The following is a 14996-nucleotide window of genomic DNA, read 5'->3' on the forward strand; positions in this document are numbered from 1 at the left end:
AGGTTCTGGCGCCGAGAGGTGTGAGAGTTCAAGTCTCTCCGACCGCACCATTATTAAATAGTGAATCTATTAGATTTATTATGGCTACTTAGCTCAGTTGGTTAGAGCACATCACTCATAATGATGGGGTCGCAGGTTCAAATCCCGCAGTAGCCACCATTCTTTCTTCAAGAAAGAATATACAACGTTATATTGAATCACCAATGTCGATATAACTACACTCTTCGCTAGGCTCTTTGCTTAGTTGAGAGGAAAGCTTTGCTGCGGTCGTGGCGGAATTGGTAGACGCACCAGATTTAGGTTCTGGCGCCGAGAGGTGTGAGAGTTCAAGTCTCTCCGACCGCACCATCATTTATAAAACCCAGCTTTTTAGCTGGGTTTTGTTTTATCTGGAATATGAAAATCTGCTAACCAAATCACCAAATATTTCCCTCTCACTCTTCACTTTTTCGTTCTTTTTATAAGACAATGTCAGCTCCATTTTCTAACTGAGTCTGACTGCTAATGAAAATCCTCCCTTTAACGATCGGTTGCTACACGGACACACCAAGTAAAAGCCAAGGTGTTTATCAAACTCAGTTAGACTTAGGTACAGGAAAACTATTACCTTTTAAGCTTGTCGCCGAGTGTAATAACCCCTCTTTTGTCGTAGCGACAAAACTTGGAATTTATACCGCATCTGAAGTCGACCAGCAAAAACAACCCCAGCTATTTCATATTCCTAATACATATTCAAAGACAACGACCAATTCAGGAATTATCTCGGGCAGCCACCCCTGCCATGTCGCGATTGCTCCCAACAATAAATTTGCTATTACGTCGCAGTACTCATCAGGCACATTCGATATTTTTAGTCTAAGTATCAATGGCAATATCGATAAGCGACTCAAAACAATCAAAATGGTCGGTTCTGGGCCGAACAAAGATCGACAAACTGGGCCTCATGCTCATCAGTGCCTGTTCTTACAAAACTCACCACAGCTTGTCACCGTCGATCTAGGAGCTGATAAAATCAATTTCTATTGCTTTGACGAAGAACAGGAAGAGTTTCTAGACGAACCAATGCAAGCCATTAAAGCGCCAGCAGGTAATGGGCCTCGCCATTTGGTCTTCAATAAGGCTGAAGATAAGGCCTACGTACTCTGTGAGCTCTCTGAAACGATACTCATGTTGGAAAAAGTTTTAGGTGTGTGGAGCATTGTGGAGGAAATAGATGCCCTTCCGAATATGGAGAAGGGAGAAGCCGCAGCTGCAATTAAGTTATCGCCAGATGAGCAATTCCTATATGTGTCTGGTCGATATCAATCAAGGATCAGTAGCTTCAAAATAGATTCTATGACTAAAATACCAATTTTTATTGATAGCTATAGCACTGAAGGTAACTTTCCTCGCGACTTTCATATCACTGACTGTGGACAATGGCTTATCGCCGCAAACCAGCACTCCAACAACATCACATCATTCAAGCGAGATAATGAGGACGGGTCTTTGGTTTATACAGGGTACTCTTTAGAGATCGATACACCTGTTTGTATTACACAGCAGTTATAGCATCCAACGCCATACAAAAAAGGAGAGCATCAGCTCTCCTTCTCTATGTAAATAACCTTATGTAACCGTTTAAAGGCCCAACGCGTATTTCAATACTTGAGCTTTAATCGGCCCTGAGTTTTCTGCTAGCTTTAGTGCAGCATTACGTACAAACTTTAGAGGGCCAATGTCGTTGCTGAATGTCTTGTAGAAGAAATCCATGCCACTCTGCATCATTAAGTTGTCGCCTCTTCTCATAACCTCATAGCGCCTTACTACAGAATGATTCAGCTCACGTTTTTCTTTAGTCACATCCAATAGAGCGGCAACATCTTTAAAGCCTAAATTTACGCCCTGCCCTGCCAAAGGGTTAATCGTATGTGCAGAATCCCCAACTAAAATGCAGTTTTTCTTCGAGTATGATTGAGCATGACGTCGTGTCAGAGGAAAAGAACCCGAATTCAAGACTTTGATATCACCTAACTCTTTAGGAAAGTGAGTAAGCACTTCGTTACGTAGTTTTTCAGGGGTCATTGCTGACAGTTGCTTAATACGCAGTGGAGAGTCATACCAAACTAACGAGCCCTGCCCGACTTCTTGACCGTCAGAGATTAGAGAACACAAAGGCAAAAATGAACGAGGACCACTTGGTAGGAATTGCTGCCAAGTAATATCTTGCTGAGGAAGTTCTGTTTCGACATTGATAAGCATGCAGTGCTGTCGGTAATCCCAAGCTGTAATGCCAATTCCAGCTTGCTGACGAACGGCTGAATTCGCGCCATCAGCACCAACCAACCACTTCGCTGATAACTCAGCTCCTGATTGAAGCTTAACGATATTGGTTTCACCAAACTCAATCTCATCCAGCTTTTCTGGGCATAACAGTTCGAGATTGTCGTAGGCATCGAATTGAGACCATAACCCTAGTTGAATGAGCCTATTCTCAACGATATAGCCTAGACGAGGTAAATCGAGAGAAGCAGCATCAAATCGAGTACGACACTCTGGGTGCTCCCACGTTTCTAAACGCTTGTAAGAACACACTCGCATCGCTGCAATACTTTGCCATGCACCAAGATCTTCAAGTAAATCGACCGATGCTTGAGAAATCGCTGACACACGAATGTCCATCGCTTGTGACTCATCAAAAGCTTGTGGGGCAAAACCTTCGATCACCGCAACACTCAGCCCTTGCTTTGCAAAGCCGACCGCTGTTGCGGCGCCAACCATGCCGCCACCGACTACCACAATATCGTAACTGTTCATATTTTGTACTTATCAGTTTGATTCTTTGACTGTTTTTGATTGTACTTTTTCATAACTAACTTGTAACCAAAAACCTTATTCGAAAAAAGGGTTATCCCTTATGGTATATGGCGTTAACAATAATAAAAACCACTACATAAGAGATTTGTTCAGACTACTAGTCAGTCGGTTTTGAAACCAGTACAATACGCCGCTTGCCGCTAGAGCCAGTCATAAAATTGAATACCTAATTATGACAAACAATGCTGGCGGATGAATAATGGGCGATTTGCTCCCTTAAATTAAACTAACGATCGAGCGAACATATAATGAGTAAGAAACTGCTAATTAAAACTTGGGGCTGTCAGATGAATGAATACGATTCATCAAAAATGGCCGACCTGCTTAACGCTGCAAATGGCTATGAGCTAACTGAAGTACCTGAGGAAGCAGACGTACTACTATTGAATACTTGTTCTATCCGCGAAAAAGCGCAAGAAAAAGTATTCCACCAGCTTGGTCGTTGGAAAACGCTTAAAGATAAAAAAGAAGGTGTGGTGATCGGTGTGGGTGGCTGTGTAGCAACTCAGGAAGGCGACCACATTCGTCAACGAGCACCGTACGTAGACGTTATCTTTGGCCCACAAACTCTACACCGTCTGCCAGAGATGATTAAGTCATCACTGTCTAACGAAAAACCAGTAATGGATATCTCATTCCCTGAGATCGAAAAGTTCGATAACTTGCCGGAACCTAAAGCAGACGGCGCAACAGCCTACGTTTCTATCATGGAAGGTTGCTCTAAGTACTGTACTTACTGTGTTGTTCCATATACTCGTGGTGAAGAAGTTAGCCGTCCAATGGATGATGTACTCTACGAAGTTGCACAACTGGCAGAGCAAGGCGTACGTGAAGTTAACCTACTTGGTCAGAACGTAAACGCATACCGTGGTCCAACACACGAAGGTGATATCTGTTCATTCGCAGAACTGCTTCGTCTTGTTGCTTCTATCGATGGTATCGATCGTATTCGTTTCACAACAAGCCACCCGCTTGAGTTTGGTGACGACATCATTGAAGTTTACAAAGATACCCCTGAACTAGTGAGCTTCCTTCACCTACCAGTACAAAGTGGTAGTGACCGTATTCTTACGATGATGAAGCGTCCACATACGGCTATCGAGTACAAATCTATTATCCGTAAACTGCGTAAAGCTCGTCCTGATATTCAAATCAGTTCTGACTTTATTGTTGGTTTCCCTGGTGAATCTAAGCAAGACTTCCAAGATACAATGAAGCTAATTAAAGAAGTTGATTTCGATATGAGCTTCAGCTTTGTTTTCTCTCCACGTCCAGGTACGCCAGCGGCAGATTACCCATGTGATGTACCAGCACAAGAGAAGAAAGATCGTCTGTACGAACTGCAACAAACGGTAAACACACAAGCTATGCGCTTCTCTCGTCTAATGCTAGGCACCGAGCAACGTATCCTTGTTGAAGGCCCATCAAGAAAGAACCTAATGGAACTGCGTGGCCGTACAGAAAACAGCCGTGTTGTGAACTTCGAAGGCTCTGCAGACCTAATCGGCCAGTTCGTAGATGTGAAGATCACTGAGGTTTACACCAACTCACTACGTGGCGAATTGGTTCGAACAGAAAAAGACATGGGTCTACGCGTTGTTATGACTCCAGCAGAAATGATGGAAAAAACAAAACGCGAAGACGAGCTAGGCGTAGCAACCTTTACGCCATAAGCAATACAACTGTTTGAGCACAAAGCACAAACACAAAGCTTGAAATTACCTAACTAAGTGACCATCTTAGAAATAGGGAATATCACCATCAGAAGCCCGGTCTATATCGGGCTTTTTGCTCTTTTTGTATTTAAGAGTGAGTGGCACAAAATGAGAGGCTAATTTGAGCAATAAAATCGTTACCTTAGAGATAAATCTAGAGCCAGCAGATAACAAGCGCTTGGCAAGCTTATGCGGACCATTTGACGACAACATCAAGCATCTTGAGCGTCGTCTGGGGGTTGAGATTAATTACCGTAGCAATTTTTTCACGATTGTCGGTAAGCCTCACACGACAGCCGCAGCTTTAGACATCATCAAACACCTCTATGTTGAAACGGCTCCAGTTAAAGGCAACATAATCGATATCGAACCAGAGCAAGTGCACCTGGCGATCACCGAGTCTGGTATTTTGGAACAACACGTCGAGTCTGAAATTGACTACGGCAAAGAAGTCACCATTAAGACTAAAAAAGGCGTCATCAAACCTCGTACGCCAAACCAAGCACAGTATCTAATGAATATGGTGACTCATGACATCACTTTTGGTATCGGTCCAGCAGGAACTGGTAAAACATATTTAGCCGTTGCGGCAGCTGTCGATGCACTCGAACGCCAAGAGGTTCGCCGTATTCTACTGACTCGCCCTGCTGTTGAAGCCGGTGAGAAACTTGGTTTCCTTCCTGGTGATTTAAGCCAGAAAGTCGATCCATATTTGCGTCCACTTTACGATGCACTCTTCGAAATGCTTGGCTTTGAACGTGTTGAAAAGTTGATTGAACGTAACGTGATTGAAGTTGCGCCACTGGCTTACATGCGTGGCCGTACACTGAATGATGCGTTTATCATTCTTGATGAGAGCCAAAACACCACGGTTGAACAGATGAAAATGTTCTTAACCCGTATCGGTTTTAACTCGCGCGCTGTGATCACGGGTGATATAACGCAAATCGATTTACCTCGTGGTGCAAAATCAGGCTTACGTCATGCAACCGAAGTGCTCAGTGAAGTTGATGACATTAGCTTTAACTTCTTCATGTCTGAGGACGTCGTTCGTCATCCAGTGGTTGCTCGTATCGTCAACGCATACGAGAAGTGGGAAGCGAAAGACCAGAAAGAACGCAAAGAGTTTGAAAAGCGTAAACGTGAAGAGCGCGAAGCCAAACTTCTTGAGGCTCAACAAGTAGCGACGACACAACTAGCAACACAAAATAGTTCAGCGGTTACAGGGCAAGGTGATAAATAGATGTCTATTGAACTAGACTTGCAATTAGCGGTCGAAAATGAGCAAGGTCTCCCAACCGAACAAGATATTCAGCTTTGGTTAGACAAGACAATTCCTCAGTTTCAAGAGAACGCCGAGTTGACAGTTCGTATCGTAGATACAGAAGAAAGCCACCAGCTCAATCATGAATACCGTGGAAAAGACAAACCGACTAACGTGTTGTCTTTTCCATTCGAGGCTCCTCCTGGGATCGAGTTAGATCTACTGGGCGACCTTATTATCTGCCGCCAAGTTGTCGAGAAAGAAGCAGAAGAGCAAAATAAGCCTCTGTTAGCACACTGGGCTCATATGGTTGTACATGGTAGCCTCCATCTGCTAGGTTATGATCATATCGAAGATGATGAAGCTGAAGAGATGGAGTCACTCGAGACAGAAATCATGCAAACTATGGGCTTTGAAGACCCTTACATTCTAGAAAAGTAAATTGATTCTAGTAAAGTAGATTGCAGAGAAACAAGAACTCATCGAACCTGTTGTTTTCACAGGAATCTGAGTTTTAATGTGTGCTATCACACTTCTGGTAGCGTTATTTTTTGAGAAATCATGAACGAAGGTAACCCCCCCACTTCTGAGGGAAGTAAAAAATCTGAAGGTCCGAGTAGAAAGTCCTTCTTTGAACGCCTAGGCCAACTATTTCAAGGCGAAATGAAAGACCGCCAAGAGCTCGTAGATATTATCCGCGACTCAGAAATTAATGACCTAATTGACCACGACACTCGCGACATGCTCGAAGGTGTTATGGAGATTTCAGAGATGCGAGTACGCGATATCATGCTGCCTCGCTCTCAAATGGTTACAGTTGAACGCACCGATGACTTAGATACATTGACTGCGCTTATTACTGATGCTCAACACTCTCGCTACCCAGTGATCAGTGAAGATAAAGACCATGTTGAAGGCATTCTATTAGCGAAGGACCTACTTAAGTATCTAGGTTCAGACAGTGCCCCATTTGATATCGAACAAGTGATTCGCCCTGTAGTGGTCGTTCCGGAAAGTAAGCGAGTTGATCGCCTACTTAAGGAGTTCCAAGAAGAGCGTTACCATATGTCTATCGTAGTCGATGAGTTTGGCGGTGTTTCAGGCCTAGTCACCATTGAAGATATCCTCGAAGAAATCGTTGGTGAAATAGAAGACGAGTTTGACGATGAAGAAGAGCTAGATATTCGCAAGCTGAGTAAGCATACCTATTCGGTTAAAGCTTTAACTACCATTGAAGAGTTTAACGAAACGTTTAACACAACCTTCAGTGATGATGAAGTGGATACTGTGGGTGGTATGGTGATGACAGCCCTCGGTCACCTGCCTGTTCGTGGAGAAGTAGTAGAAATCGACAACTACCATTTCAAAATAACATCAGCGGATAATCGTCGCGTGATCCAGCTACAGGTAACCGTTCCTGATGAGCAACCTCTTCCGACTACCGAAGAATAACAACCTCTCTCTAAAGAGATGACAGAAATTAGATGACTAAGACCTTTATTCATCGCCTATTACGGCCGCTTGCGGCCGTTTTTGTTGGCGCTATAACAACCTTTTCGTTTGCACCATACTCGATATGGTCTCTTGCTATTCTCAGCCCAGCCTTATTGCTTTTGCTGATCCACAACCGATCACCTAAAAGTGCGCTTTGGATTGGTTATGCATGGGGTTTAGGCCAATTTACAACAGGTATCAGTTGGGTATATGTCAGCATTGATGGCTTTGGTGGAATGCCACTGGCAGCCAACCTGTTTTTAATGGCATTGCTTGTTGGCTACCTAGCTGTTTATTCGGGTCTATTTACTTGGAGTCTAAACAAGTTTTTTCCTGCCAATAGTCTCAGTCGGTATTTCCTCGCGGCGCCAGCATTGTGGTTAATCAGTGATTGGCTGCGTGGATGGGTAATGACTGGTTTCCCTTGGTTATGGTTAGGCTACAGCCAAATCGATTCTCCGTTAGGCTCATTCGCACCTATTGGCGGTGTAGAGCTGGTCACTCTAGCGATCATTACTTCAGCCTCCGCACTTGCCTATACGGTTATCAACAAGGCATGGAGTGTCAGCATCATCCCTGCCATCGTGTTTAGTGCAGGTTTCGGTATTCGAAACATCGATTGGGTGACACCGAACCCAGACAAAACAACGTCAGTCGTATTAATCCAAGGTAACGTCGCTCAAGACAGTAAATGGCTACCCAGTCATCGCTGGCCAACTATGATGAAATACACCGACCTGAGCAGAGAAAACTGGGGAGCTGATATCATCATCTGGCCTGAAGCGGCGATCCCTGCATTTGAGGTTGAGATCCCTTCTTTCTTACGCAACTTAGACAGCGCAGCCAAGATGAACAACAGCTCAATCATCACCGGTGTGCTAAATCAGTCTGAAGATAAGAAGTACTACAACAGTATTCTGTCACTAGGAGTAAACCCATACGGAGAATATAGCTATGATCCAAACGAACGCTACCATAAACATCACCTATTACCATTTGGTGAGTTCGTTCCGTTTGAAGATATCCTTCGTCCATTGGCACCATTATTCAACTTACCAATGTCATCGTTCAGCCGCGGCGATTTCGTCCAGCCAAACATAGTGGCAAATGGTCGTCACCTTACACCTGCGCTGTGTTATGAAATAATCTTTAATGAACAAGTAAGGCGAAATGTTACCGATGAGACAGACTTTATCTTAACGCTCTCTAACGATGCGTGGTTTGGTCGTTCAATTGGGCCTCTGCAACATATGGAAATCGCTCAAATGCGTGCTCTAGAGCTCGGCAAGCCTCTTATTCGCTCTACCAACAATGGCGTAACGGCTGTGACAGATCACAAAGGTAAGATCATCAAACAGATACCTCAGTTTGAAACCGCAGTACTAAAAGCTGAACTCGTTTCAACAGATGGTCAAACCCCCTATCGCGTGTTTGGTACTTGGCCATTGTATATCTGGGTTCTATTGAGCTTGGTGGTCGGTTGGCTAGTGAGAAGACAAAAAGACTAAAGACAAGATGCAGGTTGATGTGAGTGCATCAACCTGCATCTTTATTATATAAGCAGTTTAGAAGAGGCAGCAGCTAAAGCTAAGGTTTCAATGCCTTTCGGCTAAATCCAGTCGAACCGCACTTAATACAAGGGATGATGGTTGTTGGGTGGTTATATTCCGTTTGATTCCCACACTCATCACATACGAGTGTACCTAAACCAATAACTTCACCAGCTTGGTATAGACCTTGGTGCTCCAGGTCTTGGAACAGTTCAACCCACTCCACTTTAGTTCGATCAGTGATATCTAACAGACCTTGCCAAATAGAGTCTGCAATCATCAAATAAAATGGACCGCTTTTACTCTCTTCGTAACTTTCAGAAAACTCTTTCAAGTCCGACTTAACATACGCTGAAATCAATGATAACTCGTCTTTGGTCATATCATTGGCTGCTTTAGCAAACTTACCTGACGTTTCAATTTTATTGTTGAACTCTTCGGGGCTATGCTTCAGCGTTTCAATTACCTCTTCGACGACTTCTTCATAGAGTGCTTTTTTCTTCGGCATAAACAACCTCCTTAAGATTACAAACCTTTATCTTAGGTAACTGGTATACAGCTAAGCAAGCAATCCCTCACAAACAAATGCAATTCATACTCTTAAGCATAGCTGTCTTAAGTAATACGGTTGAATTTACGCAATCAACCATGGTGCAACTGCAAGTATGAAGGGTATAACTATTGTTGTACTAAGCTCCTTTAGGTATTCTATGACGATCTGTAAGATTCTGTTCTAACCGAACTCACAAATTCCAAGATAACCGGATACCATCGATGCAAGAACAATATAACCCGCAAGAGATTGAACAAAAGGTTCAACAACACTGGGATGACAGCGAGACTTTCGTTGTAAGTGAAGACCCAAACAAAGAAAAATTCTACTGTCTGTCTATGTTCCCGTACCCAAGTGGCCGACTGCACATGGGTCACGTGCGTAACTACACCATCGGTGATGTGGTATCTCGTTTCCAACGTCTACAAGGCAAAAATGTAATGCAGCCAATCGGTTGGGATGCATTCGGCCTACCTGCAGAAAACGCAGCTGTAAAAAACAACACAGCGCCTGCACCATGGACTTACGAAAACATTGAGTACATGAAAAACCAACTTAAGCTTTTAGGCTTTGGTTACGACTGGAACCGTGAATTCGCAACGTGTACGCCTGAGTACTACCGTTGGGAACAAGAGTTCTTCACTAAGCTTTACGAAAAAGGCCTAGTTTACAAGAAGACTTCTTCTGTTAACTGGTGTCCGAACGACCAAACGGTACTGGCAAACGAGCAAGTAGAAGACGGTTGCTGCTGGCGTTGTGATACGCCGGTAGAGCAAAAGAAAATTCCACAGTGGTTCATTAAGATCACTGAGTACGCTCAAGAGCTACTAGATGACCTAGACAACCTTGAAGGTTGGCCTGAAATGGTTAAAACCATGCAGCGCAACTGGATCGGCCGCTCTGAAGGTGTTGAGCTATCTTTCGCTGTTAACGGTGAAGAAGCGCCACTGGAAGTTTACACAACTCGTCCAGACACGCTAATGGGTGTTTCTTACGTGGGTATTGCTGCAGGTCACCCTCTTGCAGAGAAAGCATCTCAAAACAACCCAGAGCTTGCTGCATTCGTTGAAGAGTGTCGTAACACTAAAGTGGCTGAAGCTGAACTCGCAACTATGGAAAAGAAAGGTATGGATACTGGCTTAACGGCTATCCACCCTCTTAACGGTCGTGTTGTTCCTGTATACGTAGCAAACTTCGTTCTTATGGATTACGGCACAGGTGCGGTAATGGCGGTTCCTGCTCACGATCAACGTGACTACGAATTCGCAACGAAGTACGGCATCGACATTATCCCAGTAATCAAGCCAGAAGATGGTTCTGAGCTAGACGTTTCTGAGGCAGCTTACACAGAGAAAGGCGTACTGTTCGACTCTGGTGAGTTCGATGGTCTTGCTTTCCAAGAAGCATTCGATGCAATCGCTGCGAAACTTGAAGCTGAAGGCAAAGGTAAGAAGACAGTAAACTTCCGTCTACGTGACTGGGGTGTATCTCGTCAGCGTTACTGGGGTGCCCCAATCCCAATGGTAACCACTGAAGACGGTGAAGTTCACCCAGTACCAGCAGACCAGCTACCCGTTATTCTTCCGGAAGACGTGGTAATGGATGGTGTGACTAGCCCAATCAAGGCTGACAAGTCTTGGGCAGAAACAACCTTCAACGGCGAACCTGCGCTACGTGAAACTGATACATTCGATACGTTCATGGAGTCTTCTTGGTACTACGCTCGTTACTGTTCACCACAAGCTGACGATATCCTAGATCCAGAGAAAGCAAACTACTGGCTACCAGTGGACCAATACATTGGTGGTATTGAGCACGCGTGTATGCACCTGCTTTACTCTCGCTTCTTCCATAAATTGCTACGTGACGCAGGTTACGTAACGTCTGATGAACCGTTCAAGCAACTTCTATGTCAAGGTATGGTTCTAGCTGACGCGTTCTTCCACACGAATGAGAAAGGCACGAAAGAGTGGATTGCTCCTACTGACGTGACTATCGATCGTGACGGTAAAGGTCGCATCGAAAAAGCTGTCGACAACCAAGGCCGCGACGTTGAACACTCAGGCATGATCAAAATGTCTAAGTCGAAAAACAACGGTATCGACCCACAAGAGATGGTAGACAAGTACGGCGCTGACACAGTCCGTCTATTCATGATGTTTGCTTCTCCTGCTGATATGACACTTGAGTGGCAAGAGTCTGGCGTAGAAGGTGCAAACCGCTTCCTTAAACGTGTTTGGAAGCTGGTTCACGCTCACTCTTCTAAGGGTGCAGCTGAATCTGTTGATGCTTCTGCTCTGTCTGGTGACCAAAAAGCACTTCGTCGTGATATCCACAAGACTATCGCGAAAGTAACGGACGATATCGGCCGTCGCCAAACGTTCAACACAGCAATCGCTGCGATCATGGAACTGATGAACAAGCTAGCGAAAGCACCTCAAGAGTCTGTACAAGATCGAGCTATCCTCGATGAAGCGCTAAAAGCTGTCGTTCGCATGCTTTATCCAATGACTCCACACATCTCTTACGAAATGTGGGGTGCGCTGGGTGAATCAAACGTAGACTCAGCAACATGGCCAACTTTCGATGAGAAAGCGCTAGTGGAAGACGAGAAAACTATCGTTGTCATGATCAACGGTAAGCTACGTGCGAAACTGACTGTTGCTGCTGACGCGACTGAAGACCAAGTTCGTGAACTTGGACTAAACGATGAGAACGCTAAGAAGTTCCTAGATGGCCTAACTATCCGTAAGGTTATCTTCGTACCTGGTAAGCTTCTAAACATCGTAGCTAACTAATATTGGCAAACTAACAGTTGCAGGCTAAAACTGGCTAACTAGTTTTAGTCTGCATATATAACTGTTGTAACGAACTTACTTCGTTTTTAGTAGTCTCTAGACAGGGTGACAAATTACCCTGTCTACTTATTTAAGCGCTTTAGACTTGAGCCTAATGACTCAAACGAACTAAAGCCTTTAAATAAGTATTCTACCTTCATGAGAGCCATCAAATAATGCGCCTGATTTCACTATCTTCATTGAAAGTTACTATTGTTGTTTTAACCGTTAGCCTACTGAGTGCGTGTGGCTTCCACCTGCGTGGTGATTACTCCGTACCAGAAGAACTCAACAAGATTTCTGTGACCAGTTACGACCAATACAGTACATTTACACGTATGATGAAAAGTCAGTTACGCATGAATGATGTAGAAATTGTGCCACCTGCGCAGAACACTCCTAACCTGCACATTATTCGCGAGAGTGTTGGCGAGCGCACTCTGTCTCTTTACCAAAATACACGTGCGGCAGAAAAAGAACTCACATTCCGCGCTTCTTATCGCGTAACTATCCCTGAGATTGGTTCAAAAACGTTCTCAACGAGCGTAACCCGTAGCTACCTAGATAACCCGTTAACAGCATTAGCAAAATCGGTTGAGCGAGAAATGATTGAAGATGAGATGCGTAAGCTTGCAACCAGTCAGATCCTTCGCCAAATGGCTCGCCTAAAAGCGACTATTGCAGCAGGTAGTATGGACCTAGAAGCCTTAGGTAATGTCCAAGTGAAAGAGCTTGAGAAACAGTACAACATCAAGAACATCGAAATTGACGACGTTGAGATCGACGCCAGTACAGCATCTGATGCTGAGCCCAGCGTAACTGTCGAGCAATAGGTTTATTTAATGCGTATTTTTGCTGATCGTTTACCTGAGCAACTTGCTAAGCAGTTAAGCAACGTTTACCTCATTTTTGGTAACGAGCCTTTGCTGCTGCAAGAAAGCCGAGAAGCGATTCAAAAGACAGCCAAAGAGCAAGGCTTCGAAGAACGTCACCGTTTTGTGATTGATAATAGCCTCGACTGGAATCAAGTCTATGACTGCACTCAGGCATTGAGCCTGTTCTCTAGCCGTCAAATCATCGAGCTGGAACTGCCAGAATCAGGTGTGAATGCTGCAATAGCGAAAGAACTGCTCGCCATCTCTGAGCATATTCACAGCGATATTCTGTTAATTTTAATTGGAACTAAGCTAACCAAAGCTCAAGATAATGCTAAGTGGTTTAAAGCGCTCTCTAATCAAGGCCACTGGGTCAGCTGTTTAACTCCTGATATCAGCCGATTGCCTCAATTTGTTCAGGCTCGTTGTCGTCAAATCGGCTTGTTACCAGATCCTGAAGCCATTCAAATGCTGGCTCAGTGGCACGAGGGGAACCTTTTTGCACTGACTCAGAGCCTAGAAAAACTGGCACTGCAATACCCAGATGGAAAACTCACTTTAGTACGCTTAGAAGAATCGCTGAGTCGACACAACCACTTTACTCCTTTCCACTGGAGTGATGCATTGCTGGCAGGTAAAGGCAATCGCGCACAACGAATCTTAAGGCAACTCGAAGCGGAAGGTGTTGAGCCAGTCATTTTACTGCGCAGCGTACAACGTGAACTTTCTTTGTTGTTGCAAATGCAGCAAAAAATGAAACAGATGCCGATTGGTCAGATCTTCGAAAAACACCGCATCTGGCAATCTAAAAAGCCGCTTTATAACGCCGCGCTAACAAGAGTTTCGATTTCTCAATTACACTCCCTGTTCGCGCTGCTCACTCAAGCTGAATTGATGACAAAAACCCAATATGAGCAATCGCCTTGGCCACTAATTCATCAGTTAAGCGTAGAGTTTTGTATCCCTTCAGCTTCAATACCATCTCACGCATAAAAGCGTGTTATATTCTAAGGTCAATAGACCCTAAGCAAAGCTACATTCAGATTAAAGGAACACCCTGTGTTACGTGAAGAACTAAAAGATTTTCTTGCAGACAAAGCCGACGACATGAAAGCAGAATCGATAGTGACTATCGATGTAGAAGGCAAATCAAGTGTGACTGATTACATGATTGTTTGTACTGGTACCTCTAAACGCCATGTTGCCTCCATTGCACAGCACGTTGCAGATGAAGTGCGTAAAGCAGGTATGCAACCACTCGGTATTAATGGTCAGCAAGAAGGTGAATGGGTCGTTCTCGATATGGGTACAAGTATGCTACACGTTATGCAAGAAGAGCATCGTGAGCTGTACCAACTAGAAAAACTTTGGGGCTAAGCTTTGAAGATCCAGTTAATCGCAGTTGGTACAAAAATGCCAAAGTGGGTTGAAGAAGGGTTTCAAGAATACAAACGCCGCTTCCCTCACGATATGCCATTAGAACTCATTGAAATCACTGCGGGAAAACGCGGTAAAAATGCGGATATTGCACGTATTCTTCAAAAGGAAGGCGAAGCGATGTTGGCTGCGGTTCCAAAAGGCAACCGCATTGTCACGCTCGATATCCCAGGACGAAAGTGGGATACCCCTCAACTAGCTGAGCAATTAGAAAGTTGGAAGCTGGATGGACGTGACGTTTCAATCTTAATTGGCGGGCCTGAAGGGTTAGCCCCTGCATGTAAAGCAGCTGCCGACCAAAGCTGGTCTTTGTCAGCACTTACTCTGCCTCACCCATTAGTACGCGTTATCATGGCTGAAAGCTTGTATCGAGCTTGGAGCATTACCGCTAACCATCCGTATCATCGAGAATAAG

Annotated in this window: 13 protein-coding genes and 2 tRNA genes; 13 read left to right on the forward strand and 2 right to left on the reverse strand. The window is 44.4% G+C overall.

The features are described 5' to 3' along the window. The first annotated feature begins 82 nt into the window (after positions 1–82). The 3 genes from ACED48_RS03565 (at position 83) to ACED48_RS03575 (ending at position 1551) form a co-directional block, all read left to right on the forward strand. Positions 83–159, forward strand: a tRNA-Met gene (locus tag ACED48_RS03565). A gap of 104 nt (positions 160–263) precedes the next feature. Further along, positions 264–348, forward strand: a tRNA-Leu gene (locus ACED48_RS03570). A gap of 156 nt (positions 349–504) precedes the next feature. Next, entirely contained in the window at positions 505–1551 is a 1047-nt protein-coding gene (locus ACED48_RS03575; RefSeq protein WP_017056798.1) for a lactonase family protein, read from the forward strand. Positions 1552–1620: 69 nt separating this feature from the next. Here ACED48_RS03575 and ACED48_RS03580 read toward each other — a convergent pair whose 3' ends face one another. Continuing rightward, the gene (locus tag ACED48_RS03580; protein WP_017056797.1) at positions 1621–2796 is read right to left on the reverse strand and encodes a 2-octaprenyl-3-methyl-6-methoxy-1,4-benzoquinol hydroxylase; all 1176 of its coding nucleotides are present in this window, start codon (positions 2794–2796) and stop codon (positions 1621–1623) included. A 308-nt stretch (positions 2797–3104) separates the two neighbouring features. Between ACED48_RS03580 and miaB the strand changes: the two genes are divergently transcribed. The 5 genes from miaB (at position 3105) to lnt (ending at position 8837) form a co-directional block, all read left to right on the forward strand. Next, positions 3105–4529, forward strand: a complete 1425-nt coding sequence (gene miaB, locus ACED48_RS03585) for a tRNA (N6-isopentenyl adenosine(37)-C2)-methylthiotransferase MiaB (protein ID WP_017056796.1) — start codon at positions 3105–3107, stop codon at positions 4527–4529. Between the two features lie 163 nt (positions 4530–4692). After that, positions 4693–5814 carry a PhoH family protein gene (locus ACED48_RS03590; protein ID WP_017056795.1) on the forward strand — a complete coding sequence of 374 codons (1122 nt, stop codon included), beginning with the start codon at positions 4693–4695 and terminating at the stop codon, positions 5812–5814. Further along, positions 5815–6276: an rRNA maturation RNase YbeY gene (gene ybeY, locus ACED48_RS03595; RefSeq protein ID WP_017056794.1), complete on the forward strand. Its 462-nt coding sequence runs from the start codon at positions 5815–5817 to the stop codon at positions 6274–6276. 120 nt (positions 6277–6396) lie between these two features. Next, positions 6397–7287 (forward strand): CNNM family magnesium/cobalt transport protein CorC, encoded by an 891-nt coding sequence (gene corC, locus ACED48_RS03600; protein WP_017056793.1) that lies wholly within the window; start codon positions 6397–6399, stop codon positions 7285–7287. Positions 7288–7319: 32 nt separating this feature from the next. Continuing rightward, on the forward strand, positions 7320–8837 hold the full coding sequence (gene lnt, locus ACED48_RS03605; protein ID WP_017056792.1) for an apolipoprotein N-acyltransferase: 1518 nt from the start codon (positions 7320–7322) through the stop codon (positions 8835–8837). Positions 8838–8916: 79 nt separating this feature from the next. Here the strand turns inward: lnt and ACED48_RS03610 are convergent, their stop codons facing one another. Continuing rightward, positions 8917–9387 (reverse strand): zinc ribbon-containing protein, encoded by a 471-nt coding sequence (locus tag ACED48_RS03610; RefSeq protein ID WP_017056791.1) that lies wholly within the window; start codon positions 9385–9387, stop codon positions 8917–8919. 266 nt (positions 9388–9653) lie between these two features. Here ACED48_RS03610 and leuS point away from each other — a divergent pair, with 266 nt between their 5' ends. From leuS to rlmH, 5 genes are all read left to right on the forward strand, one after another. After that, positions 9654–12230, forward strand: coding sequence for a leucine--tRNA ligase (leuS, locus tag ACED48_RS03615; protein ID WP_017056790.1), 2577 nt, complete (start codon positions 9654–9656; stop codon positions 12228–12230). A gap of 215 nt (positions 12231–12445) precedes the next feature. Then, a complete protein-coding gene (gene lptE, locus ACED48_RS03620; RefSeq protein ID WP_017056789.1) occupies positions 12446–13102 on the forward strand; it encodes an LPS assembly lipoprotein LptE in 657 nt (218 codons plus the stop codon). Positions 13103–13111: 9 nt separating this feature from the next. Continuing rightward, a complete protein-coding gene (holA, locus tag ACED48_RS03625; protein WP_017056788.1) occupies positions 13112–14137 on the forward strand; it encodes a DNA polymerase III subunit delta in 1026 nt (341 codons plus the stop codon). Between the two features lie 66 nt (positions 14138–14203). Next, complete coding sequence (gene rsfS / locus ACED48_RS03630; RefSeq protein WP_017056787.1) at positions 14204–14521, forward strand: ribosome silencing factor; 318 nt, start codon at positions 14204–14206, stop codon at positions 14519–14521. Between the two features lie 3 nt (positions 14522–14524). Continuing rightward, positions 14525–14995 (forward strand): 23S rRNA (pseudouridine(1915)-N(3))-methyltransferase RlmH, encoded by a 471-nt coding sequence (rlmH, locus tag ACED48_RS03635; RefSeq protein WP_017068506.1) that lies wholly within the window; start codon positions 14525–14527, stop codon positions 14993–14995. Position 14996 lies beyond the last annotated feature (1 nt).

The organism is Vibrio sp. 5S239 (assembly GCF_041439575.1).
Lineage (GTDB): Bacteria > Pseudomonadota > Gammaproteobacteria > Enterobacterales > Vibrionaceae > Vibrio > Vibrio kanaloae.

Coding starts and splice junctions, on each gene's coding strand:
- holA (WP_017056788.1), top strand. CDS start 13,112: ATGCGTATTTTTGCTGATCGTTTACCTGAGCAACTTGCTAAGCAGTTA.
- ACED48_RS03610 (WP_017056791.1), bottom strand. CDS start 9,387: ATGCCGAAGAAAAAAGCACTCTATGAAGAAGTCGTCGAAGAGGTAATT.
- miaB (WP_017056796.1), top strand. CDS start 3,105: ATGAGTAAGAAACTGCTAATTAAAACTTGGGGCTGTCAGATGAATGAA.
- corC (WP_017056793.1), top strand. CDS start 6,397: ATGAACGAAGGTAACCCCCCCACTTCTGAGGGAAGTAAAAAATCTGAA.
- lptE (WP_017056789.1), top strand. CDS start 12,446: ATGCGCCTGATTTCACTATCTTCATTGAAAGTTACTATTGTTGTTTTA.
- ybeY (WP_017056794.1), top strand. CDS start 5,815: ATGTCTATTGAACTAGACTTGCAATTAGCGGTCGAAAATGAGCAAGGT.
- ACED48_RS03580 (WP_017056797.1), bottom strand. CDS start 2,796: ATGAACAGTTACGATATTGTGGTAGTCGGTGGCGGCATGGTTGGCGCC.
- ACED48_RS03575 (WP_017056798.1), top strand. CDS start 505: ATGAAAATCCTCCCTTTAACGATCGGTTGCTACACGGACACACCAAGT.
- lnt (WP_017056792.1), top strand. CDS start 7,320: ATGACTAAGACCTTTATTCATCGCCTATTACGGCCGCTTGCGGCCGTT.
- leuS (WP_017056790.1), top strand. CDS start 9,654: ATGCAAGAACAATATAACCCGCAAGAGATTGAACAAAAGGTTCAACAA.